General features: G+C 44.0%; 27 protein-coding genes and 1 tRNA gene. 25 read left to right on the forward strand and 3 right to left on the reverse strand.

Going from position 1 to position 22,289, the window contains the following annotated elements:
* Nucleotides 1-8 precede the first annotated feature (8 nt).
* From rplF to rplQ, 15 genes are all read left to right on the forward strand, one after another.
* A complete protein-coding gene (gene rplF, locus U5O15_08725) occupies nucleotides 9-554 on the forward strand; it encodes a 50S ribosomal protein L6 (protein MDZ7860725.1) in 546 nt (181 codons plus the stop codon).
* Between the two features lie 82 nt (nucleotides 555-636).
* On the forward strand, nucleotides 637-1,068 hold the full coding sequence (rplR, locus tag U5O15_08730) for a 50S ribosomal protein L18 (GenBank protein MDZ7860726.1): 432 nt from the start codon (nucleotides 637-639) through the stop codon (nucleotides 1,066-1,068).
* A gap of 48 nt (nucleotides 1,069-1,116) precedes the next feature.
* Entirely contained in the window at nucleotides 1,117-1,713 is a 597-nt protein-coding gene (gene rpsE / locus U5O15_08735; GenBank protein ID MDZ7860727.1) for a 30S ribosomal protein S5, read from the forward strand.
* Nucleotides 1,714-1,777: 64 nt separating this feature from the next.
* Nucleotides 1,778-2,080: a 50S ribosomal protein L30 gene (gene rpmD, locus U5O15_08740; GenBank protein MDZ7860728.1), complete on the forward strand. Its 303-nt coding sequence runs from the start codon at nucleotides 1,778-1,780 to the stop codon at nucleotides 2,078-2,080.
* 37 nt (nucleotides 2,081-2,117) lie between these two features.
* A complete protein-coding gene (rplO, locus tag U5O15_08745) occupies nucleotides 2,118-2,603 on the forward strand; it encodes a 50S ribosomal protein L15 (GenBank protein MDZ7860729.1) in 486 nt (161 codons plus the stop codon).
* Nucleotides 2,600-3,907 (forward strand): preprotein translocase subunit SecY, encoded by a 1,308-nt coding sequence (gene secY / locus U5O15_08750; protein ID MDZ7860730.1) that lies wholly within the window; start codon nucleotides 2,600-2,602, stop codon nucleotides 3,905-3,907. The genes rplO and secY overlap by 4 nt, the downstream gene beginning before the upstream one ends.
* Nucleotides 3,908-3,975: 68 nt before the next feature.
* Nucleotides 3,976-4,644, forward strand: coding sequence for an adenylate kinase (locus U5O15_08755; protein ID MDZ7860731.1), 669 nt, complete (start codon nucleotides 3,976-3,978; stop codon nucleotides 4,642-4,644).
* The gene (gene map / locus U5O15_08760; protein ID MDZ7860732.1) at nucleotides 4,641-5,384 is read left to right on the forward strand and encodes a type I methionyl aminopeptidase; all 744 of its coding nucleotides are present in this window, start codon (nucleotides 4,641-4,643) and stop codon (nucleotides 5,382-5,384) included. Before U5O15_08755 ends, map begins: the two co-directional genes overlap by 4 nt.
* Nucleotides 5,385-5,430: 46 nt before the next feature.
* Nucleotides 5,431-5,649 carry a translation initiation factor IF-1 gene (gene infA, locus U5O15_08765; GenBank protein MDZ7860733.1) on the forward strand — a complete coding sequence of 73 codons (219 nt, stop codon included), beginning with the start codon at nucleotides 5,431-5,433 and terminating at the stop codon, nucleotides 5,647-5,649.
* Nucleotides 5,650-5,699: 50 nt separating this feature from the next.
* Nucleotides 5,700-5,813, forward strand: coding sequence for a 50S ribosomal protein L36 (gene rpmJ / locus U5O15_08770; GenBank protein MDZ7860734.1), 114 nt, complete (start codon nucleotides 5,700-5,702; stop codon nucleotides 5,811-5,813).
* 34 nt (nucleotides 5,814-5,847) lie between these two features.
* Nucleotides 5,848-6,216, forward strand: a complete 369-nt coding sequence (gene rpsM / locus U5O15_08775; protein MDZ7860735.1) for a 30S ribosomal protein S13 — start codon at nucleotides 5,848-5,850, stop codon at nucleotides 6,214-6,216.
* 41 nt (nucleotides 6,217-6,257) lie between these two features.
* Nucleotides 6,258-6,665, forward strand: a complete 408-nt coding sequence (gene rpsK, locus U5O15_08780; GenBank protein ID MDZ7860736.1) for a 30S ribosomal protein S11 — start codon at nucleotides 6,258-6,260, stop codon at nucleotides 6,663-6,665.
* A 94-nt stretch (nucleotides 6,666-6,759) separates the two neighbouring features.
* Nucleotides 6,760-7,389: a 30S ribosomal protein S4 gene (rpsD, locus tag U5O15_08785; GenBank protein MDZ7860737.1), complete on the forward strand. Its 630-nt coding sequence runs from the start codon at nucleotides 6,760-6,762 to the stop codon at nucleotides 7,387-7,389.
* A 77-nt stretch (nucleotides 7,390-7,466) separates the two neighbouring features.
* Nucleotides 7,467-8,471 (forward strand): DNA-directed RNA polymerase subunit alpha, encoded by a 1,005-nt coding sequence (locus U5O15_08790; GenBank protein ID MDZ7860738.1) that lies wholly within the window; start codon nucleotides 7,467-7,469, stop codon nucleotides 8,469-8,471.
* The gene (rplQ, locus tag U5O15_08795) at nucleotides 8,471-9,052 is read left to right on the forward strand and encodes a 50S ribosomal protein L17 (protein MDZ7860739.1); all 582 of its coding nucleotides are present in this window, start codon (nucleotides 8,471-8,473) and stop codon (nucleotides 9,050-9,052) included. Before U5O15_08790 ends, rplQ begins: the two co-directional genes overlap by 1 nt.
* A gap of 55 nt (nucleotides 9,053-9,107) precedes the next feature.
* On the opposite strand, the gene U5O15_08800 is transcribed toward rplQ, so the two are convergent.
* Nucleotides 9,108-9,323 carry a hypothetical protein gene (locus tag U5O15_08800; GenBank protein ID MDZ7860740.1) on the reverse strand — a complete coding sequence of 72 codons (216 nt, stop codon included), beginning with the start codon at nucleotides 9,321-9,323 and terminating at the stop codon, nucleotides 9,108-9,110.
* A 14-nt stretch (nucleotides 9,324-9,337) separates the two neighbouring features.
* On the reverse strand, nucleotides 9,338-9,559 hold the full coding sequence (locus tag U5O15_08805) for a hypothetical protein (GenBank protein MDZ7860741.1): 222 nt from the start codon (nucleotides 9,557-9,559) through the stop codon (nucleotides 9,338-9,340).
* A gap of 209 nt (nucleotides 9,560-9,768) precedes the next feature.
* Here U5O15_08805 and U5O15_08810 point away from each other — a divergent pair, with 209 nt between their 5' ends.
* The 10 genes from U5O15_08810 to U5O15_08855 all read left to right on the forward strand — a co-directional run bounded on the left by U5O15_08810 (nucleotide 9,769) and on the right by U5O15_08855 (nucleotide 20,466).
* Entirely contained in the window at nucleotides 9,769-10,290 is a 522-nt protein-coding gene (locus U5O15_08810; protein ID MDZ7860742.1) for a ferritin family protein, read from the forward strand.
* A gap of 298 nt (nucleotides 10,291-10,588) precedes the next feature.
* On the forward strand, nucleotides 10,589-11,536 hold the full coding sequence (locus U5O15_08815; GenBank protein MDZ7860743.1) for an AEC family transporter: 948 nt from the start codon (nucleotides 10,589-10,591) through the stop codon (nucleotides 11,534-11,536).
* Between the two features lie 47 nt (nucleotides 11,537-11,583).
* A complete protein-coding gene (locus U5O15_08820; GenBank protein ID MDZ7860744.1) occupies nucleotides 11,584-13,071 on the forward strand; it encodes an FAD-binding oxidoreductase in 1,488 nt (495 codons plus the stop codon).
* A gap of 38 nt (nucleotides 13,072-13,109) precedes the next feature.
* Complete coding sequence (locus U5O15_08825) at nucleotides 13,110-14,726, forward strand: (Fe-S)-binding protein (protein MDZ7860745.1); 1,617 nt, start codon at nucleotides 13,110-13,112, stop codon at nucleotides 14,724-14,726.
* Nucleotides 14,727-14,969: 243 nt separating this feature from the next.
* A tRNA-Asn gene (locus U5O15_08830) sits at nucleotides 14,970-15,045 on the forward strand.
* Between the two features lie 254 nt (nucleotides 15,046-15,299).
* Nucleotides 15,300-16,787, forward strand: a complete 1,488-nt coding sequence (locus U5O15_08835) for an MFS transporter (GenBank protein ID MDZ7860746.1) — start codon at nucleotides 15,300-15,302, stop codon at nucleotides 16,785-16,787.
* A gap of 97 nt (nucleotides 16,788-16,884) precedes the next feature.
* Nucleotides 16,885-17,775 carry a mechanosensitive ion channel family protein gene (locus U5O15_08840; protein ID MDZ7860747.1) on the forward strand — a complete coding sequence of 297 codons (891 nt, stop codon included), beginning with the start codon at nucleotides 16,885-16,887 and terminating at the stop codon, nucleotides 17,773-17,775.
* Between the two features lie 222 nt (nucleotides 17,776-17,997).
* Nucleotides 17,998-18,420: a metal-dependent transcriptional regulator gene (locus tag U5O15_08845; GenBank protein ID MDZ7860748.1), complete on the forward strand. Its 423-nt coding sequence runs from the start codon at nucleotides 17,998-18,000 to the stop codon at nucleotides 18,418-18,420.
* Between the two features lie 50 nt (nucleotides 18,421-18,470).
* A complete protein-coding gene (locus tag U5O15_08850) occupies nucleotides 18,471-18,716 on the forward strand; it encodes a FeoA family protein (GenBank protein ID MDZ7860749.1) in 246 nt (81 codons plus the stop codon).
* 19 nt (nucleotides 18,717-18,735) lie between these two features.
* Nucleotides 18,736-20,466 (forward strand): ferrous iron transporter B, encoded by a 1,731-nt coding sequence (locus tag U5O15_08855; GenBank protein ID MDZ7860750.1) that lies wholly within the window; start codon nucleotides 18,736-18,738, stop codon nucleotides 20,464-20,466.
* On the opposite strand, the gene U5O15_08860 is transcribed toward U5O15_08855, so the two are convergent.
* Complete coding sequence (locus tag U5O15_08860) at nucleotides 20,455-22,086, reverse strand: DUF2271 domain-containing protein (GenBank protein ID MDZ7860751.1); 1,632 nt, start codon at nucleotides 22,084-22,086, stop codon at nucleotides 20,455-20,457. The two genes, U5O15_08855 and U5O15_08860, sit on opposite strands and share 12 nt — an antisense overlap.
* Between the last annotated feature and the right edge of the window lie 203 nt (nucleotides 22,087-22,289).

Raw genomic sequence — 22,289 nt, forward strand, 5'->3', positions numbered from 1 at the left:
AAAAGGATATGTCACGAATTGGAAAAAGCCCAGTGCCGGTTCCGTCCGGTGTAACTATCGATATTAAGGGGGGTTATGTTAAGGTTAAAGGTCCCAAAGGGGAGCTGGAGCAGTCTTTAAGTAAAGATATGAAAATCGAGCTGAAAGATGATGAAATTCTTATTTCAAGACCCTCCGAATCGAAAAGACATAAATCTCTGCACGGATTAACCAGATCCCTTATAGCGAATATGGTTGAGGGTGTTCACAAGGGGTTTATGAAAGAACTGGAAATCCAGGGGATCGAATATAAGGTCAAACAAAAAGGTAAATCTTTAGAGTTTAATCTCGGTCACTCTCATTCGATAAACTTTCCAATAATAGAAGGAATTGAAGTAGAAGTTGATGAAAAGAAGATCAAAGTAAAGGGGATAGATAAGCAAAAAGTTGGACAAGTTGCCGCGGAAATGCGCGCTCTTCGTCCGCCGGAACCATATAAAGGGAAAGGTGTCAGATACGTTGATGAAATAGTAAAACGTAAAGCTGGTAAGGCGGCGGTCGGCACAGGATTTTAATTGAATGTTGAAGGATTGACGGAACACGGGAGAAGTTACTCACACAGGCGTTCCATCTTTTCCGGAACAGGAGCATAGGACAGTGAGAAATAAGAACAAAGAAAAGAGAAAAGCCAGAGAGAAGAGGCATAACAGGTATAAACACAAGGTGCTTGGTACTTCCGAAAGACCGCGTCTTTCGGTTTATCGGAGCCTTAATCATATATACGCTCAGATAATTGATGACGTTGAAGGTAATACTATAGCTTCAGCGTCAAGTCTGAAGATTGAATTACCTCCGGAATCTGAATCTGCCGATAAAAATGAAAACAAGGAAGGTAAAGATAAGGGAAAGGCGCCGAAGAAACCGGCGACTTTAAAAATGCGCCGTTCTAAAGCTGTTGGAAGAGCTATCGCCGAGAAAGCTCAAAAGAAGAATATTAAGAAAGTCTCATTTGATAGAGGAGGTTTTCTTTATCACGGCAGAATTGCCGTATTTGCCGATGAGGCTAGAAAAAATGGTCTAAAATTTTAATGTAAATAGCTCGGGGGAACAGGATGTTTACCCATGGGGGTGTATTAGTTGGATAATAATAAAAGAAGACAAAAAGGAAGAAATCGTCAGAAGGATGCCGCCGTACCGGAATATATTGAACAGACTATTCATATAAACCGTGTTTCCAAAGTTGTAAAGGGCGGACGTAACTTTAGCTTCAACGCGCTTGTCGCGGTTGGCGACGGTATGGGAAAAGTTGGTATTGGTTTTGGAAAAGCCAATGAAATAAGCGATACGATAAGAAAGGCGAATGAAGACGCCAGGAAGAATATGATCAGACTTCCGCTTAAGGATGGAACTATTCCTTATAAGGTTACGGGTTGTTTCGGAGCTTCGAGGGTGTTACTGAAACCCGCTTCCCCCGGTACCGGTGTAATCGCTGGCGGAGGAGTGAGGTCGGTACTCGAAGTTGCAGGTGTTGAGAATATACTCACGAAATCTATAGGTTCTAATAATCCCTATAATATGGTCAAGGCTACTATGGAAGGGTTGAGAAGACTGGAAAGCGCGAAAGATGTCGCGCGGAGGAGAGGTCTGTCGATCAGTCAGCTATTTGATCTTGAAGAAGATGATAAAAATAATCAGAAGCAGGAAACCGAAGAACAGAAACCTGCCGCGGAGTGATAAATAAACAATATGTATCAGCGGTTGGTTTACCGTTAGGATATCCCTGATAGTGAGGAAAGAGATGGCGAAAAAACTAAAAGTTACACAGATAAAGAGTATAATCGGATCGCAGGAAAAGAAGCATAAGAGAACTATGCGGGCTTTGGGATTCAGAAAGAACTACAGGACATTATATAAGAATATCTCGCCTGAAATAAACGGGATGTTGAGAAAGGTTTCACACCTGGTCCATTGGGAAGAAATCGACGAGAAAGATATTCCTTTGAGCAGGAAACATTCAATTGGAATCACAGCTGTTAAAGGTAAGGGAAGAGGGGCCGGGAAGGATAAATCAGATAAGAAAACAGAGGATGCCAAAGGGTAAGGCGTTTGATATCAAGGTATTAAGGAGTGCGTGAAATATGAAATTGAATGAACTTAAGCCCCCGAGAGGCGCGGTCAAAAAGGGCAAGAGACTTGGGCGGGGCGTAGGGTCCGGCAGGGGAAAAACGTGTACCCACGGTCACAAGGGGCAGAACTGTAGATCAGGCGGGGGTGTGCCTCCCTGGTTTGAAGGCGGGCAGATGCCGCTTCAGAGACGTTTGCCTAAGAGGGGTTTTCACAATAAGTTTAAGAAGTGTTATCAGATTATAAATCTGGATGATCTGAAAGGCTTTAATAGTGGATCTAAGATAAACGGTGAAGTTCTAGCTGAAGCCGGATTAATAAATAAGGCATCTTTGCCTGTCAAAGTTCTTGGTAATGGTGCTGTTGAAGCTGCTCTTGAGATTGAAGTGGATAAAATAAGCAAGTCTGCCGCTAGGGCAATACAACAGGCTGGAGGTTCGGTGAAACTTGTCTCCGGTGACAAGGTGCCCGGACTGGATGATGGGGAGAATACACAATGATCAAGAAATTTCAGGATATATTCAGTATTCCCGAACTCAAAAGGCGGATACTTTTTACGGTAGCGCTGCTTATTGTTTACCGTATCGGCGGTCATATCACTGCGCCGGGTGTTAATCCTCTCGCGCTGAAAGCCTTTTTTCAAAATCAGAAAGGCACTATTTTCGCGCTGTATGATCTGTTCGCCGGCGGTAATCTCAGCCGGGCTACGATATTTGCCCTAGGCATCATGCCTTATATCAGCGCCTCTATTATTATACAGCTTCTTCAGGCTGTAATTCCATATTTTGAGAAGCTGGCGAAAGAAGGGGAAGAAGGCAGAAAGAAGATAACCCAGTATACACGTTACGGAACGGTGCTTCTTGCCATGGTTCAGTCGATAGGTATTTCATATTTTCTATTGAGCATGAATCCGGGCGGAGGTTCAGTTGTTACGATGTCACCGCTTGCTTTTAGAATCCTTACTGTTATTACAATGACAGCGGGTACAATCTTTATTATGTGGCTTGGAGAACAGATATCCGAGCGCGGTATCGGTAACGGGATATCTCTTATAATTATGGTAGGTATTCTCGCCCGTTATCCCGGCAACTTCCTAAATACTTGGAGAGCTATAAAGCTGGGGCAGATTACTCCCTTCAGGATGGTGTTCTTCGCGGTTATAATGGTTGCCGTCGTCGCGGCAGTAATTCTGATTACTCAGGGGCAGAGAAGAATACCTGTTCAGTATGCCAAGAGAATAGTGGGTAACAAGGTATATGGCGGCAGGTCTCAATATATCCCCCTTAGAGTTAATACTGCCGGAGTAATCCCGATTATTTTTGCCCAGTCGATCATGATGTTTCCAAGTACAATAGCGATGTTCTTCAAAGGGAGCACAATAATATCCGGAATTCAGGCGATTCTGGCCCCCGGGTCCTGGCTATATATTCTGCTCTACGCGATAATTATTATCTTTTTCACTTATTTCTATACGGCTATTATTCTAAATCCCACTGATATGGCCGAAAATATGAAGAAATACGGAGGATTTATTCCCGGAATAAGACCCGGTAAAAGAACCAGTGATTATATTGACAGGATATTAACGCGCGTAACATTGCCCGGGGCTATTTTCCTGGCTTTTATCGCCGTACTTCCCGATATTCTGATGAGAAGAGGAGGACTGCCTTTCTACTTCGGAGGTACGGGACTTCTTATTATCGTGGGAGTTATGCTGGACACTTTAAAGCAGGTAGAGACACATTTGTTAATGAGGCATTACGATGGCTTCATGAAAAAAGGCCATCTTAGAGGAAGACGATAGAATGCTTCATCAGACGGAGTTCAATATGGCGACGATACGTACGGAAGAAATTGAATTTTCCCGTTCATATGAAAATTAAAGAAAGGTTTTTTCAATTGGCAGAGAATCTTATTATATTAGGTCCTCCCGGAGCGGGTAAGGGAACCCAGGCCGTGAGGATAGCCGACAGGTTGGGGATTCAGCATATTTCTACGGGTGATCTCCTGCGTGAAGCTGTCTCGGAGGGCACCGAACTTGGCAATAAGGCTAAAGATTTTATGAATAAAGGGCTGCTTGTGCCTGATGAAGTTATTCTCGGGATGATTTCCGACAGATTGAGCGGAGATGCCTCCGGCGGATGGATTCTCGACGGTTTTCCAAGGACCTTAGCTCAGGCTGAAGCGCTCTCCTCGCTGCTCGAAGAAAAGGGAGTTGAACTCGGAAGAGTGATTTTGATAGATGTTGACCCGGAACTTCTTATCAAGCGTTTGACCGGTAGAAGGGTATGTGACTCTTGCGGAGCGGTTTATAATACCGCTGAGTTGGGTAAAGATACGAAAAAGTGCGAGAAGTGTGGAGGAACGCTTATAACCAGAGATGACGACACCGAAGAGACAGTACGGCAGAGACTCGAAGTTTACAGCAAGCAAACCTCGCCCGTCATTGATTATTACGACGAAACCGGATTGTTGGTTTCGATCGACGGAAGTTCGAGTATAGAAGATATAACTTCGGAAATTATGGAGGAATTAGATTGATACCTCTAAAGACAGATTCCGAAGTCGATTTGATGAGAGAGAGCTCCAAGATCCTTCGGGAAGCCTTGTTGACCGTTGGCGCGCTGGTAGAACCCGGTATTACGACAGCCAAATTGGATAGGGTCGCGGAAGAGTTTATAAGATCGAATGGTGGAGAACCTGGGTTTAAGGGTTATCAGGGGTTCCCGGCAACAATTTGCGCTTCTGTGAATTCAGAGGTTGTGCACGGCATCCCGGGTCCCAGAGAACTTAAGGAAGGGGATATAATAGGAATAGACTGTGGAGTGATTAAGGATGGGTATTATTCAGATTCAACACGGAGTTTCGCCGTTGGCCGGATCAGCCCCGAGGCGGAGAGATTAATGAAAACTACAAAAGAGGCTCTTGAAATCGGCGTCGATAAAGTAAGACCCGGCAATCATATATCGGATATATCGCACGCTATTCAGACGCACGCGGAAGAAAATGGATACAGCGTTGTAAAACAACTCACAGGCCACGGTGTCGGGAGAGAGCTTCACGAGAACCCTCAAATTCCTAATTTCGGGCCTCCGGGAAAAGGTCCCGTCATCAAAACGGGAATGGTTTTCGCCATCGAACCGATGCTTAACGAAGGAACTGAGGATATAATGACTTTGAAGGACGGCTGGACAATTGTTACCAGGGACGGAAGCTTGTCCTGCCATTTCGAAGATACAGTTGTCGCGACAGATGATAAACCCGAAGTTTTAACGAAGTAGAGATTTTTGCTTTAAGTTTGAAAGAGGATTCAGGAAGAAGATAAAAATGGTCAAACAGGAAGGAATACCGGTAGAGGGAACTGTAATAGAAGCTTTGCCGAATGCTATCTTCAGAGTTGAACTGGAGAATGAGCACGTTGTTCTCGCTCATGTTTCGGGAAAGATGAGAATGAATTTTATCAGGATTCTCCCGGGTGACAAGGTGGCACTGGAGCTTAGTGCGTATGACCTTGGACGAGGCAGGATTGTGTACCGGTATAAATAGTAATTTGTTATTTTTTGTATTTTCGCCGAGGCATAAACGGAGAAGAAAAAATGAAGGTAAGAAGTTCAGTAAAGAAAATGTGTCCGAATTGTAAAGTTATAAGACGCAGGGGTATCCTGAGAGTTATTTGCAGGGACCCTAAGCATAAGCAGCGTCAGGGGTAAAGGGAAAAACCTTGGAGAGTGAAAGGAGTATTTTGTGGCGCGTATAGCCGGAGTTGATATACCGGACGATAAACATATTGGAATTGCTTTAACTTATATTCACGGAATTGGCAACTCGAGCGCGAAGAAGATTCTGGAAGATGCCGGTATCGCCTTTGATGTAAAAACTAAGGATCTAAGAGAGGATCAGACAGTTAAGATAAGGGATATCATTGAAGATGAATATAAGGTTGAGGGCGCTTTGCGAAGTGATGTTACTCGCGGAATTAAACGATTAATGGACATTGGGGCGTATCGCGGACTCAGGCACAGAGCGGGTTTGCCCGTTAACGGCCAGAGAACGCACACTAACGCCCGCACGCGTAAAGGCCCCCGTCATCGTCCGGGCGCTAAAAGAAAGTAATCTATTTATAGATAATATCATTCGAGGAAGGAGGTTGTCAGTTGGCCAAACCTGGAAAGAAGGGCAAGAAACAGCAGAAGGTGAAAAAGAAGAAAAGAAAGGTAGATGCAGCGGGAATCGCGCATATTAAATCTACATTTAATAATACAATAATAACTATTACGAATTATGACGGAGCTGTTATTAAATGGTCGAGTCCGGGCAAACTCGGCTTTAAAGGATCACGAAAAAGTACGGCGTTTGCCGCGCAGCAGACCGCTCAGGACGTTACTCGTGAAGTTGTAGCTATGGGTATGACGAAAGTGGAAGTCTGGATTAAGGGTCCCGGGCCCGGCAGAGAGCCGGCTATACGTTCCCTTAGAGCGGCGGGATTAACAGTTACTAGTATCAGGGATTGTACTCCTGTCCCTCATAATGGCGTACGGCTCAAGAAACGCAGAAGAATGTAGTTAATTTTGATGAGTGCCGGGTTAATCCCGTCACTTTAATTGATATTGAATAATTTGATGATATACGGATCGAAATTCAGGGAGGTATTATTAAATGGCAAGGTATACTGGCCCCAAATGTAAATTATGCCGAAGAGAGGGAACAAAGCTCTTTCTTAAAGGGGACCGTTGTTACTCTGATCGTTGTGCTCTTGAAAAGAGGAATTATCCTCCGGGAGAACATGGAAGAATGAGATACAGACGCAGGAGTAATTACAGGCTCCAGCTTAGAGAAAAACAGAAATTACGTCGTCTCTACCAGCTCCTTGAGCGGAAATTTCATAACTATTTCAAGACCGCTGACAGTATGAAAGGTGTTACCGGGGAGAATTTGCTGATACTCCTTGAGACGAGACTTGACAACCTTATTTATAGAATGGGCTTTGCGCCGTCACGCGCGATGGCCAGACAGCTTGTGCTTCATAATCATATAGAAGTAAACGGGAAGAGAGTAAATATACCGTCTTATCGGGTAAAAGTTGGTGACAGGATAGCTCCAAGGGAAAAGAGCAGAAGTCTGCTTGTTATTGAAGAATCACTCAAGACGTACGGAAGCAGGGAGCATGTTCCTTATGTTTCAGTAGATGTCAACAAAAAAGAAGGCGTTTATGTTGAGGAACCCACAAGAGACTTGATCCCTGTGCCTATATCTGAGAATTTGATTGTGGAGCTGTATTCAAAGTAATTTACTGTAATTTTTCCACATAGTTGTTTGCGAACAGACAGGTGTGTGTTTGCTTACCCTGCAAGGAGGAAGATTTAATGAAATGGCGCAACCTTTTAATGCCAAAGGAAGTCGAAATAGATGAATCGGTTTCAACTCCTACTTTCGGAAGATTCAGGATTGAACCCTTCGAGAGAGGTTTCGGGTATACTATTGGAAATGGTCTTCGGAGAACCCTGATTTCTTCCATCCAGGGGGCGGCTGTAGTAGCTGTGAAAATCGACGGTGTCAGGCATGAATTTGATACAATTAAAGGGGTTAAAGAGGATGTAACGGATATTGTTCTTAACCTGAAACAATTAATACCTGTTATGCATTGTGACGAGCCGAAATTCCTGACTCTGGAAACAAAGAAAAAAGGAGAAATCACGGCTGCCGATATTAAAGCTGACGGAGATATTGAGATACTTAACAAAGATCTTCTGATTGCTACTGTTACAGAAGAAATTCCACTGAAAATGGAAATTCTGGTTGGTCACGGACGCGGGTATGTTTCATCAGAAATGCACAATCTTGATGATTATGAGATAGGGCTTATACCTATGGATGCCACTTTCAGTCCAATTATCAAGGTTGATTATGAAGTTAAGGATACACGTGTTGGACAGAAAATCGACTTTGATCGTTTAACTCTTGATATACATACAGACGGAAGCGTTACACCGCAAGACGCTCTTGGATTCGCGGCTAAGATTCTAAAGGATCACTTCCTGATGTTTATTCATTTTGACGAAGAACCGTTTGAAGAAGAGGAAGTTGAAGAAGTAGATGAAGAGCTGTTGAACATGAGAGAACTCTTTAACAGGAGTGTTGAAGAACTCGAATTGTCGGTAAGATCTTCTAATTGTCTGAAAGCGGCTAAAATCGAAACCCTTGGCGAGTTAGTAAGAAAATCTGAAAGCGAAATGCTTAAGTATCGTAATTTTGGACGCAAGAGTTTAAGAGAAATAACAGATATTCTCGATGGAATGGATCTTCATCTGGGAATGGATGTTGATAATATTATGGGGGATGATGAAAATACGAAAGGGGAGAAGAAGTAATGCGTCATAATCACGATCGTAGATCTCTAAACAGAACCGCTTCTCATCGGAAAGCTATGTTGAGAAATATGGTAACCTCACTTTTTAAGAGTGAAAGGATTAGAACAACACCAGCCAAAGCTAAAGAAGCTAGAAGGGTGGCGGAACATTTAATTACATTCGCCAAGCGCGGGGATATCTCGGCGAGACGGCAGGCGGCAAAAACCGTTAAGGAAGCAGATGTTCTAAGAAAGCTTTTTGATGATATAGGTCCCCGTTTTGCCGACAGGCAGGGCGGCTATACCCGTATTCTCAGGCTTGTCAATCGTCCCGGAGATAATGCCGATATGGTTTTGCTCGAACTTCTCAAAGCTGATGAAAAGAAACGCGGAAAGAAGAAGTCAATGAAAAAGTACCATAAGGTTGACGTTCCGGAAAATCCTCTGGCAGCTCAGGAGAAAAAATCCAGCAAAGAAGATAAAAAGGGCCAATCCCAAGATAGTGATAAAGAAGAAAAGCCGGTTGAAGAAGAAAAAAAAGAGCAGCCGGATAAGGATAAAGACAAGTCAGTGGGAAAGGAAGAGGGAGAGGGAAAAGAATAAGGTCGGTTATTCCCTTCAATCTGTCATAATCATCCTTAAATCTATCAAGCCCATTCTACTCGGCTGATTCATCGAGCCGTTTGGTGCGGGCAGAAGCTGAATCAGAGACGGCGATGGCCTTGCCAACCGCTTTTGCTCCCGGAAGGGCAGATTCTGAAAGAACGCTGTCTTTTTCAGCGCGGTTGAGTTTCTTTTCTTGAGTTCCGGATGATTTATCTCCGCAGGCGCTAAAAGCAATAACGGCAAACAACACAAAAAAGAACCTTGTCATCTTCTTCCTCCTTTTCAAATCATAGGATCATCGTAAACATGAGGTAACCTTACAATGTCAGTTTGAGTAATGTCCATATCTGTTATTTTTGGAGTTTCCCCAATTATTACATATAATTTGTATATCCGGCTATTGGCATTGTCAAAATCACTGTCGATTTTCCCAGCGAGAAAATCGCAGTTCCCGCTCTCAGACTCGCTCTTTCCCATTTCCTTTGAAGGAAATGGGAAAACCATGCCCGCTCGTCTTCCGAGAGGGTTTTGCTATGCCAATAGCCGGATAAAAACTAAGTATCAATGCCATTTGTCACTACAGATAATCACCCTGTAACTTTGCCGTTACTAAAATATTCCTATGATATTCGTGGAATGTCCAACTGTTATTTCTTTGACAGCACAGGGGAACTTTCGTATTCTTAAAAAAAGTTATTGAAGAAGGAAGTGATATGTCTTCTACGAAACAGCTCGAAAAGATACTCAGGACGGCGATAGAAGTAGAGATTAACGGTATGGCAACCTTCAAGAATCTTGCCGATAAGACTGAGAATGAAAACGGCAAGAAGATGTTTCAACAGTTGGCCAAAGATGAAATAGAACACAGAGAAATATTGGAGAAACAGCTCGAACATCTGACTGAGAGCGGGAAGTGGAAAGAAATTGAAATACCCCAGTCAAAAGTGGCATCACTAATTCCGAAGGTCAGAGAAAAACAGATCAAAACGAAAGGAAAAGCAAAGCTGGGAGAAATAGACGCCCTTAACACAGCTCTGGACCTTGAAAGTAAAGCCGCGGGATTTTTCAGGGAACAGGCTGATAAAGTGAGTGATTCTCGGGCTAAAGAGATGTTTTTACGCCTGGCTGAATGGGAAGATTCACATTTCGATCTAATTCAGGCTGAGCTTGATTCTGTAAATAATTCAGGGGTCTGGTTTGGTGTTCCCGCTTTTCGAATGGACGGTCAATATTAAGTTTATAATTATAGAAGCCGCCTCCGCTTAAAGACCACTGCTAAAGATGGAAAGCAGATTGTCATTACCTCAATTGGGGGCATAAAGCGTATCTTTCCTTTCTATAATTATAGTTTCCATTGAGAGCGGGATTTAGAGTATTTGTAGTCTTTCACAGGTTTGCTTATTCCGCGCGGTTCAACAGCCGTATACCGCCGGTATATTAAAATGGCGCAATTTATTTGAAGGGAGTTGGGAAAACCTGTATCTTTAAGAAGTTTGAACCTTTCCGGAAGATTAAAACTTTAAGGTTGCAGCAATGATAGTTACAAATGTTGTCCTCCCGGTATTTTTTGTCATTTTCCTGGGGCTGTTACTAAGAAGGCTGGGAAAAGTAGATGAGAGAGTATTTTCGCGTACTCAGCTCTATGTGCTGACTCCGGCGCTTATATTTGTGGCAATGACGGGCAGTGATGCGGAGATCTCCATTCTTCTCAGGGTTTTATTCTTTGTGGCTTCATTATCTGTGATTCTCCTGGCCGCAGCTCAGGCAGTTGGATTCTTATTCAAGGAGGATAAAGTTACAAGGAATGCTATTTCCCTTGCCGCCATGTTTTCCAACAGCGGATTCTACGGCATACCTGTTTGCATGCTGGCCTTCGGAGAGGAAGGGGTTGTTTATGCCGCTATCTTTGTTGCCGGGTCTTCCACGGTTCAGTCGACTCTGGGCATATTCGTCGCAAATGCCGGGAAAAAGAAGATTTCAAAGGCAATAGGTGCTGTATTCAAGGTGCCTATGATTTATGCTATAATAATTTCGAAGTTGCTTCTTAATTTTAATTTACTTCCTCCTGAACCCTTCATGAAAATGATTGATATGCTGGGTCATTCGGCGATTCCACTCGGACTCCTGCTGCTCGGCATGCAGCTTGAAAAGATAATTTTCGAGAGATTCGCGGGGTTGGGGGGATATGCCGATCAGGTTAATCCCGTTGATCGGAGAAAAGAGCTATTTCAGGGCACTGCCGCTGCCGTGATAAAGATAGGCGGAGGATTTGCGGCGGCACTTCTTCTCTGTGAAATTTTCGGTTTTGATTCACTCATCAGGAAGGTGCTTATCGTTGAAGCGTCGATGCCGACCGCTGTAAACGCCGTTGTAATGGCAACGGAGTTCGATTGCAGGCCGGAGATAGTTACCGTGGGTATTCTCACGGCAACTGTCGCCAGTATAGCTACTATAACCATGGTATTGAATTATTTGATCTGAATGGTTCAGCCCCACCTATCAGGCTGTGATGAAGCTGAAGAAAGAATGTGGTTCATTTGAACATACCCCGAGAGCGGAATCTGCTTTTGTATAATCCTGTCAGTACCTCTGAGACGGTCCGTTTTTTCAAATTGTGCGCGAGGTTAAAGAAAGATAAGTGTAATCTGCAAGTGCTCATAGATTCAGGCGGTTATTTTAATCGCCTTAAAAACGGCAAAATAATAATTATCAAAGATATAGATGAAATTGAAGATTTTGCGCGGAATGGAGAAATAGTAATTGCGGTATCTCAAGCCGGCATGAAGCGAATACTTGATATTTCAGAAGAAGATATGCTTGCTGTGACCGAAGGGGGTTTGGGAGTTTCCGAGTTTATAAAGGAAATAAGCGAAAAGGGATTATTCTTCCCGCTGGGTACTCCTCTCTACGACAATATTACAATGGCACAACTGGTTGACGAAGGATTCGTATCTGATCTTGACAGCGGATACGGCAATCTGCGCGAATACATCCTTTCGCTGGATATAGTGACTTCTGCGGGAGAGGTGATTTCTTCCGGCTCGCGTTCAGTAAAGGATGTGGCGGGTTATAATATAACGGGATTCGTCTACGGGGCGATGGGAAGATGCGGGCTTATTACAAGGGTTACCTCTAAACTATTACCAGCTTATGAAAGTACTGAATTAATTTACTGGAGGGGAAAGGCGCTAACTCTTGAAGAGCTTTCTTCAAAGATAATATTTGAAATCGGATCTGTGTGCCAGACGATATATCATTCAGCCTCGCTCCGGCTTATCGAAGGAGAAGAGAAACGCCCAAGCGGGGTAAAATCCCTGAAGAAACAATACGCCGGGGAAAGGATATTAAGCGATGACGCTGTTCTTGCGGTTCGGCTGGAAAGTGAGAGCATGGATGCCCTTGAACGCTCTGAGGATGCTATAGAAAAGACTGTTATTTTAAATAGCCTGGAGGTTGAAAAGTTTTATTACAAAGGCCGGTTTTCCGGAAGGGATATTATTGAAGGGTTATTTAACGCTGAGGAAGAATATGCCGCGGTAATTCATATTTCTTTCACCCCCCGGTCGGATATCGATATACCCGCGGGATCCATTGCCTGGGAAAATATGCATCCCGGGAGAATCCACTATCTTATTCCTTGCCGTGAAGATACAAGGTTCTCAGATTTGAGGGATACGCCTGCTGTCCGTTATCTAAGGAAAGAGAGTGTGTCGGGATTGAGAGCTGAATGTATCGTGCCAAAAGGAGATTTTCTGGAAAAAGTGGCAATTGGTGACTGGAGGCTGGCCGAACACATATTTAATTCGAAAGATGGCGGCGATGTTAAGATTGTTGAAATAATTAGAGGTACTTCTTTCTACTTTCAAAGCGGCATCGGGATAGAACAAGAAGGATTTACCGGAAAAGACGCGTATTTGCCGTTTGGCGGCAGTGAAGAAAACAGAGAGGGTCTGCTTGAATTAAATCAAAGTCTTCTTCGCCTGTTTGATCCCGGAAGGGTGATTACAGCTAAGTAGCTTAAGGCCGGTTATTACAACACGGGGGAGCTGTTTTTTTGAAAATAATCAGGGATAAAGAAGCTGACACAGATGTCACTGAGGATTTTCTTCTCTGTAACAGGTGCGGTTCATGTATGTCTGCCTGTCCGGTTTATGATGTTATAGGTGAAGAATGGTCCGGGCCGAGGGGGAAGGTCGAGCTCGCGGAGTTTTTTTTCCGGGGGGGGAAAGTAGACGAGAAAGAAATAAACAGAGTCTCCGAAGTGTGTCTTCACTGCAAGACATGCCTGGAGAACTGTCCCTCCGGAACAAGAGCCGATGAAATTATTATGGCTGTAAAAAATGAAATGGGCAAGAGAGGACTAATACCTTTTTATAAGCGAGTTCTTCTTTTTGTCCTTGATGGAATGAATAATTTCATTTTCAAAACCATGAGATTTTTCAAGCTTACGCGAAAAGATAACCGTCCCCAAACGAAGCGCAGCCCTTTCAGTTTTCTGTTTCCACTACTCGGCTGGCCGAGGCAGCGATTTGTGCCCATGCCGAATGACAGATCATTTATCCGGGCAAATTCCGGTTTTTTCAGCGCGGCAGACGCTGAGATAACATTTTTCGATCCGCGGCTGCTGACGGAAAAGGAGATGCTCGGATTTGACTGGGAAAAAGCGGAAGAACTCGCCGGCAAAGTGAAAAAAGCCAGAGAGATAAATCTCAAGAACAGCAGTAAGGCGTGTTTCTTTGTGGGAGATATGGTTAACAATTTCTTTAGTGAAGAGGCACAGAGCATAGTCTATCTGCTGAATCTTCTGGGAGTGGATGTGGTCGTGCCTGAGAACCAGACATGTTGTTTCGCTCCCGCTTTCTACTCGGGCGATATAGCGGGGGCTCGAAAGGGAGCCCGGCGGCTTATAAGAATACTGTCGTCTTATCAGTATGACTGGCTTGTAACATCATGTGCTTCCGGTGGATTGATGCTGAAAAAAGAATATCCGAGACTTCTGGACCTGAATAAAGACGGGTTTTTTGATATCCAATGGGACAGCGAACGTGAGCTTCTGAAAAGAAAAACTATTAATAAGGAAAACCTGAGTGAAGAGGCCAGGTTATATTCCGAGAATATTAAAGGAAAGATAAGAGATATTAATGAACTCGTAGCTGAACTTCTTTTCTTCGCGCCTCAGAAGAACGATTATGAGAAGCTTTTTTCAGGACACGGAGCTAAAGAGAAGGGGCCGGATAAGAATAAGAAGGATATAGATTATCGATGTGATGGAAAAGATCGAAGGCCCGTTGTCGTTTATCATCATCCGTGTCATCTGAACAGGGGGCAGGGGATTTACAGCGAACCTGAATATATTTTAAAGATGCTTCCCGGGTATCGTTATGTAAGGATGGGAAATGACACTACCTGCTGCGGGGGCGGAGGTGTGTTCACATTTACGGAGTCTAAGATATCTGAGAAGATAGCGCGGGGAAAAGTGCTGTCAATTACGAAAGCGGGCGCGGATATTGTCTCTACATCCTGTCCTGTCTGCCGCATTCAGCTTATGGATATGACGGGCAGGGACCTGGGTATCGAATACGGGGGAAAAACACACAAAGTTAAGAAAGTTTCAGTTAAAACTCCGGTAGAGCTTCTGGTCAGAGATTTAAAGAGTATCAGCAGACCTTAGAATCAGGGTTGGATGAATTTTTCTTTTCCGGGGCTAAGAGGCGGGGATTTTTTTAGTCCGGCGAGTAACAGGCCCGTAGTTTTGACGAATTCAATCAACAGGAAGCTGTCTTAACCGGGTTTCTTCTGCTATTTTTAAATTTAAAAATTAGGGAAACTCCAAACTTTTTTGAGCGTTGACAAACTCTTTTTTTGATACTATTATATATTACTGATATATTAGCAGCGTAGCTGTTGTTTTTGCTCCTCAGTAGCTCAATCGGTAGAGCATTCGGCTGTTAACCGAAGGGTTGTAGGTTCAAGTCCTACCTGGGGAGCCATTTTTATTTATATTCGAGCCTTGAGAGCTGCTTCCTAACCGTTTTTCTTTCCGCGATCGCCCGGCAATTTTGTCCTGTATTTATACTGCATTGGAAATTCCCTTCCGAACCGGTTTTTATTTTTCTTTAAAAAACATATTATCACCTGTTATGATTGCCCCATATGGAAAAGCTGTTTTTTTTAAGTGGATTGGTTATTATAAATATTCATATAAAGGGTCCGCCCTATATAACTTTGCCGAAGAGGATATAGAATGAAAGAAAAATCATCCAAGATTTCATTGATAAAGTCATTCCCGAAGAATTTCTGGCTTGCCAATGTGATGGAGCTGTTCGAACGTGGCGCTTATTACGGACTTAACGCTCTTCTTGCCCGGTATCTTACCGATAAAGTGGGCGGAGGTCTCGGGTTTGCCGAAGACAGGGTAGGACTTCTTCAGGGGGTGGTCTACGCGGTAACCTATGTAGTACCTATTCTAGGGGGCGCTCTGGCAGACAGGTATGGATACCGCAGGATGCTCCTTGCCGCTTTTTCGCTTCTCTCCGCAGGCTATTTCCTCTCCGGGGAAGTGACCGGGTACGGTGTTATATTCGCCACTCTGCTTCTTATGGCGACCGGGAGCGGACTTTTCAAACCGATCGTCTCAGGAACGATTGCCCGGACAACCGACGAGAAAACATCAGGGTTCGGGTTCGGCCTGTACTACTGGATGATTAATCTCGGCGCGCTGGCCGCGCCGCTTATAGCCGGCTGGCTAAGGGGTTTTTCCTGGAGATATGTTTTTATAGCGAGCGGGATTTACTGCGCGCTGATGATACTTCCCACACTCTTTCTCTTCCGGGATCCGCCGAAGCCTAAAAGTACCAAGAAATTAAAAGAGGTTCTCTCCGGAGCGTTGACCGTACTCTCAGATGCCCGGTTTATGCTCCTGATCTTCGTCTATTCATGTTTCTGGATAATATATTTTCAGAATTTCGGAACGGTGCTTTGGTATCTAAGGGATTTCATAGACCCCACTCCGGTAAATAATTTTTTCTCCCGTATAGGTATAGAGGGATTTCAGTTTGACGCGGAGCATGTTACCGTGATAAATGCCGGTACGATCGTCCTTCTTCAAATATTCGTAAATATAATTGTAAAAAGGTTCAAGGCGCTTCCTACAATGGTAGGGGGAATACTGATCGGGTCACTCGGTTTTCTATGCCTTGCCATGTCTCAGCACGTCTGGGTGTTTATTCTGGGGATGGCGGTTTTCTCGATAGGAGAGATGACTTGTCATCCCAAGTACTACAGCTATATAGGGCTGGTCGCGCCGGAGGATAAGAAAGCTGTCTATATGGGATATGCTTTTCTCTACGGTGTGATCGGTTCTCTGGTAGGCTCCAATGTGGGAGGAGAGATGTACAAGGCGTTTCTCGCGCCCATCGTGGGACAGCCCGGAGTGGGCGGCACCCTCCGCAATTTCTGGCTGGTTTTTTCCATACTGGGGATAGCGACGATGTTCGGCTTGATGATTTATAACAAGCTGTTCAGTGAAGATACAACAGTCACACGTATGAGGGCGAGAAAGGCCTTGTACTTTATTTACGGGATCTTAATTATCTGTTCAGCCTCGGTGCTGATTTTAGTTTCCGATATAACACCCAAGACGTGGATTCAGGCTGGAATTATGTTTTTTGTCGGGCTGGGGGGGTTGTATACCATGCTGAAAAGCAGAGGCTGGACTGATCAACCTCAGTAGAATAGGAAGGTTAAATAGAAAATCCGGCATTGCCGTGGAGGGGGTTGTTGTAAACTTATACAGAGAAGAAGATACATTTCGTTAAGGAGGAGTAGGTATGAACGAATTCGTTGAGGCATTGAGCCAGTTTGCTCTGACCAGCGGTATAAGGATTGCCGCAATTGTGGCCGGGGCTTTTATTACGGTCAGAATTTTCAAGATCATAATAAGAAGATTTTTATCAAAATATTCATCGAGCGCAAAGGTAGGTATCGAAAGAGCCAAAAGGGCTGAGACACTTTCCGGTTTAATAGAAACCACTCTGAAGGTAGTGATACTGATTACCGTTTTGCTTATGGTCCTGAAGGAAGTGGGGATAGATATAACTCCCCTTCTCGCCGGCGCTGGTATCGTGGGGCTGGCGGTTGGGTTCGGTGCTCAGAGTCTGGTGAAGGATATTATAAGCGGATTTTTTATGCTCCTGGAGAACCATTTGAATGTGGGAGATGTGGTTGAGATAGCGGGCAAAGCGGGATTGGTCGAGTCGATGAATCTGAGAATAACGGTGATGAGAGATTTCGAAGGTAAGGTCCATATAGTGCCGAATGGTGAAATATCGGTTGTTACAAACTTCACCAAGGAATACTCGCGGGCACTGATAGAGATAGGTGTTGCCTATAAGGAGGATGTGGACAGAGTCATCGGTATCCTGAAGGAGGTCGGCGAAGAGATCAGGAAAGACGAGACTTACGGCCCCAAGATATTGGAACCGATGGAGGTAATAGGTCTGGACAGCTTCGGTTCATCGTCCATTAATATCAAGGTAAGATTCAAGACGAAACCGATAGAGCAGTGGAGCACCTCCAGGGAATACCGCCGTCTGGTAAAGAAAAGATTCGACAAGGAAAATATCGAGATACCTTTCCCTCATGTAACGCTATATATGGGAGAGGGTGAAAATGACGGCGTTCTTAAAGTAGACGCGGAATCAAAAGAGATAAAACAATAGAAGACAGGCAAGGATTTCCGTCCCGAAGGGGCAGAAATCCTTGCCCGCTCGCCACTCGGCGAAAATTTTGAAAATATCAATCAGCCGCAAACTTCACGAATCAATTAATCTCCTGATTGGTAATAAAGATTGGGGAAACTCCAGAAATATAATAGGGGTTGACAGGAAGTATAAATGTTAGTATTATCTAATAAAGTTAGAGTTAACTAATAATTGAGCGGAATGGGTGATATGCTGACTCCGAGTTCTGAAGATTATCTGCAGTCGATATTCCTCCTGGATAAAAGTAAGAACGCTGTCAGGGTAAAGGATATAAGCTCCGAGCTCGGCGTGAGTATGCCGAGTGTTCATCATGCCTTGAACCTCCTTAAGGAGGAAAAATTTATCAGGCATGAGAGCTACGGCCATGTTGAACTTACACGGAAGGGGAGAAAAGCGGGAAAGAAGATATATTGCCGCCACGAGATACTTCTTAAATTCTTAACTGATATACTTGGAGTTCCCGGTAAAGAAGCGCAGGAGGAAACATGCAGGATCGAACATTATATCAGTGAAGAGACGCAGAAAAAACTGGCCGATTTTATTGAAATGGTTGAATCCTGTCCGCACAGTGAGCAGCGTCACAGAAAAGACGCTCAGGAGTAGTTTATAGTTTTTTATAAACAGGGTTTTAATATTTTAGGGAAGGGAAAAAATTGAAGAAGGATACAAAAACTCTCGTTAACCTTAAGCCTGGCGATAAAGCAATAGTAGCCGGTGTTGACGGAGGGTTTAGACTTATAAAGAATCTGGAAAATCTGGGAATCAGACCCGGCGTGGGAGTGACGGTAGTAAGCCGCCATTTTATGAGGGGGCCGGTTGTGGTTCTGGTTGGAAACTCCAGGGTGGCGATTGGATTCGGTATGGCGAAAAAAATCCTGATAGAACCTGAAGACGAATAATCCCCGGGAGGGAAGTTGAATGGATAAAATTTTACTGATGGGCAATCCTAATGTCGGTAAATCAGCTATTTTCTCCCGTTTAACCGGGGCAAAAGTGATAGCTTCCAACTATCCGGGAACCACAGTGGAGCTGAGTAAGGGGATTTTAAGGGTTGAAGGAAGAGAAAAGGAAGTTATTGATATCCCCGGAACATACACCCTTGATCCAATTTCAGAGGCTGAGAAAGTCGCGGTAAGGATTCTTGATGAAATAACCGGCGCTGATAAAACAGAAAAAACTACAGTTGTCAACGTGATAGATTCCACTAATCTCGAGCGTAATATGAATCTAACCTTACAGCTTTTAAGCAGGGACGTGCCTGTTATTATAGCTCTTAATTTCTGGGATGAAGCTCAGCATACGGGTGTGAATATTGATAAGAATGAACTGGAGAGAATACTTGGTGTTCCTGTTGTTTCGACATGCGGAATAACAGGCGAGGGAATAAAAGAGCTCGTCTACAGGATAAAAGAAGCAAAGAGGAGCGGATTTGAATGTAAGCGGGAAGAAAAGTGGAATAAGATAGGCGATATTATAAATAAAACTCAAACTCTAACTCACAGGCATCATACCCTGCTCGAAAAATTCGGAGATTTCTCAGTGCGGCCGTTTTCCGGAATTCCCATTGCAATTCTGGTCCTTTTTCTTTCTTTTCAGATTGTCAGATTTATCGGCGAGGGACTTATCAAGTATCTCTTCGACCCTCTCTTCGATAGAATCTGGCTGCCCGTTATGATTAAACTTTCGGGGATTATGAGCTCAAAAGGGGTATTGCATAATATTCTGATTGGGAAGCTTGTAGACGGACAGATCGATTTCGGGGAATCATTCGGCATCCTTACAACTGGACTTTATGTTCCAATTGCCGCGGTGTTGCCTTATATAATATCCTTTTATCTAGCTCTCTCTATCCTGGAGGACTCCGGCTATCTGCCCAGGTTAGCTGTACTAATTGATAACGCGATGCACAGGATTGGACTGCACGGTTTTGGGATAATACCGATGATCCTCGGATTGGGCTGCAATGTGCCGGGAGCTCTTTCAACGAGAATTATGGAGACAAAACGGGAGAGGTTTCTCTCTCTTACGATAATGGCTATATCTGTTCCCTGCATGGCGCAAATCGCTATGATTATGGGGCTCGTGGGTAAAGAAGGAGCCTCGGCGCTGTTCATCGTTTTCGGAACTCTGTTTATGGTTTGGTTCATTTTAGGGTTTATTATGAATAAGATTATGAAAGGTATAGCCCCGGAACTTTTTATAGAAATACCTCCATATCGTATTCCTTACTGGAAAGCTCTTCTGAAGAAAGTGTGGATGAGGGTGTTCTGGTTTGTAAGAGAAGCCATACCCTGGGTCCTGGTTGGAGTGTTCACGATCAATATTCTCTATACGTTCGGCGTTATCCAATTCATAGGAAAAATTTTTAATCCCCTTGTTTCCGGAATTTTCGGCCTTCCGGACGGTGCTGTAGCGGGATTAGTTGTGGGGTTCTTGCGGAAAGATGTCGCTGTGGGTATGCTCGCGCCGCTTGATCTGACGGTAAAACAGCTTATTACCGCCAGTGTGGTTTTGACGATGTACTTTCCCTGTGCCGCCACATTTGTTGTAATGGTGAAGGAACTCGGCGTAAGAGACATGATAAAATCGGCTCTGATAATGATAGTATCAACAGTGCTAGTCGGCGGAATGCTGAATCTAATCCTTTAAGTATCTGACTTCAAGATACGGGATAAAGTTCCCTTCTTCAGAAAGGCTCCTGCCGCTTTCCCCGCCTATGTTAATTCCGGTCTCGGCGAGCTGGTATTTCATGCTCGGCCAGTGGGAGACTTCGACCTTTACCGTGTAATAACCTCTACTTACAGGGTTGCCTTCAAAATCAACAAGATCCCAGGTGTAAATATGATGGCCTATATCTATACTCGCGGCTGTGACAGCGTCAATATTATTAAAATCCGATGATTCAGCCCAGGAAGGAAGCACAATTTGAGTACTCTTTACATTTCCGCTGAATCCTGAAACATAAACGGTGTTGACATAATTTCCCTTTTCATCTTCTATCCAGACGGCAGTTTGAGGGGCAAGTTCGTCTCTGAATCCCAGAACAAAATCGATTATCATACAGGGTTTTTCCAGTTTCGAGGGATCGGTCCTTTTTATCCCCGGGCGCAGGGAATTGTATACTGCCAGGGCGGCGGCGGATTCAGGATGCCTTACGGCAAGGTCTATCCAGTAACTCATCCCCTTCTTCTGATATGCCGTGCCAAGCAAGAACTTTGCTTCCGATTTGAGTGAATCTGAAACATCGCTTTCGAGAACAATGCTTAGATCTTTTATTCCCTGCTCCAGTTTATTGGCGAAGAAGGGAAACTGAATTCCCATTGATCCTCTTATGAATCTCAGCTTTGCGTCGTCCGGCGCCAATTCGACAGCTTTGTCAAAATTTTCCATCGATTCAAAAACAAGGGCAGTCCTCAGGTCTGTGTCACTTGATATTCTTTCATCGTAGCCCTTTTCCGCCTGTCTTGAAATCGCCAGCCCCAGCCACATATAGGATTCAGCATTTTGGGGGTTTTTTTCAACCGCCTTTTCAAATATCTTTCTTGCTCTGTCATAATCTTTCAGCCTGTATGTCTCTTCCCCCTTTTTTAATAATTTATCAGAGCTGTAATCTGTTTCAAAAAGCGGCTGCTTGGTCTTCGTTTTTTTGGGTTCTGTTCTATTTTTAAGGGAAATTTTAAGTTTTTTAATCCTCGCTTCAGCAGATTCAGCTTCGCTTGATTCCGGGGCGTTCTTTATTATTTTCTCCCAGGCAGCCGCGGCTTTATCAAGATCCCCTTTCTTCTTATACCCTTCTCCGAGAAGATTCCAGGTGAGAATCTTATCCTCGATCGATAATTTATCCGGGGAACGCCTTATGATTTCGCATGTACGCTGAAGATCCTCTATCCCTCCGTTCAGTTTGCCCAGGAATCCCGGAACTTTAACAGACATCAATCCTCTGAACATCAGCGCGATATGGTTGTCAGGGCCGAGCGATACCGCTTTGTCAAGAAGCCTGAAAGATTCTGAGCTCAATTCTCCCGCCTCGAGGAAGTTGCCGGTCCGTCCGGCTTTCATTCCTGTATACAGACCTTTATAGGCGTAAAGAGTAGAATTTTCCGGAAATTCAACAAGAGCGTCATCCAGAATAACAAGGGCTTTGTCAAGCTTGTCGGATTTCTGTAAGTCTTTTGCCTTTTTAATATATTCATCAACAGACGCCGCGAAAATAATCTTTGAAACGAGCGATAAAACAAGAATCATGATTGTTATGTAGTTTCTCTTCATCTTAGCACCTCGCTTGGCATACCCCTTAAAGTTAAGATATATATTATATAAGCTGAGACGAAGATCCTCTTATCTGTAAGTTAAAAGTTTTTTCTCAGCCAGACTGATAAAATGTTACCGTATTATACTATATTCGCCGCGGTATTATTTCAATCGTTACTTTGGCTTAAAACCGCAGTTCGCGTAAGGATAACGGAATAAAA

Source organism: Candidatus Krumholzibacteriota bacterium (assembly GCA_034520215.1).
Taxonomy (GTDB): domain Bacteria; phylum Krumholzibacteriota; class Krumholzibacteriia; order Krumholzibacteriales; family WJIX01; genus JAGHBT01.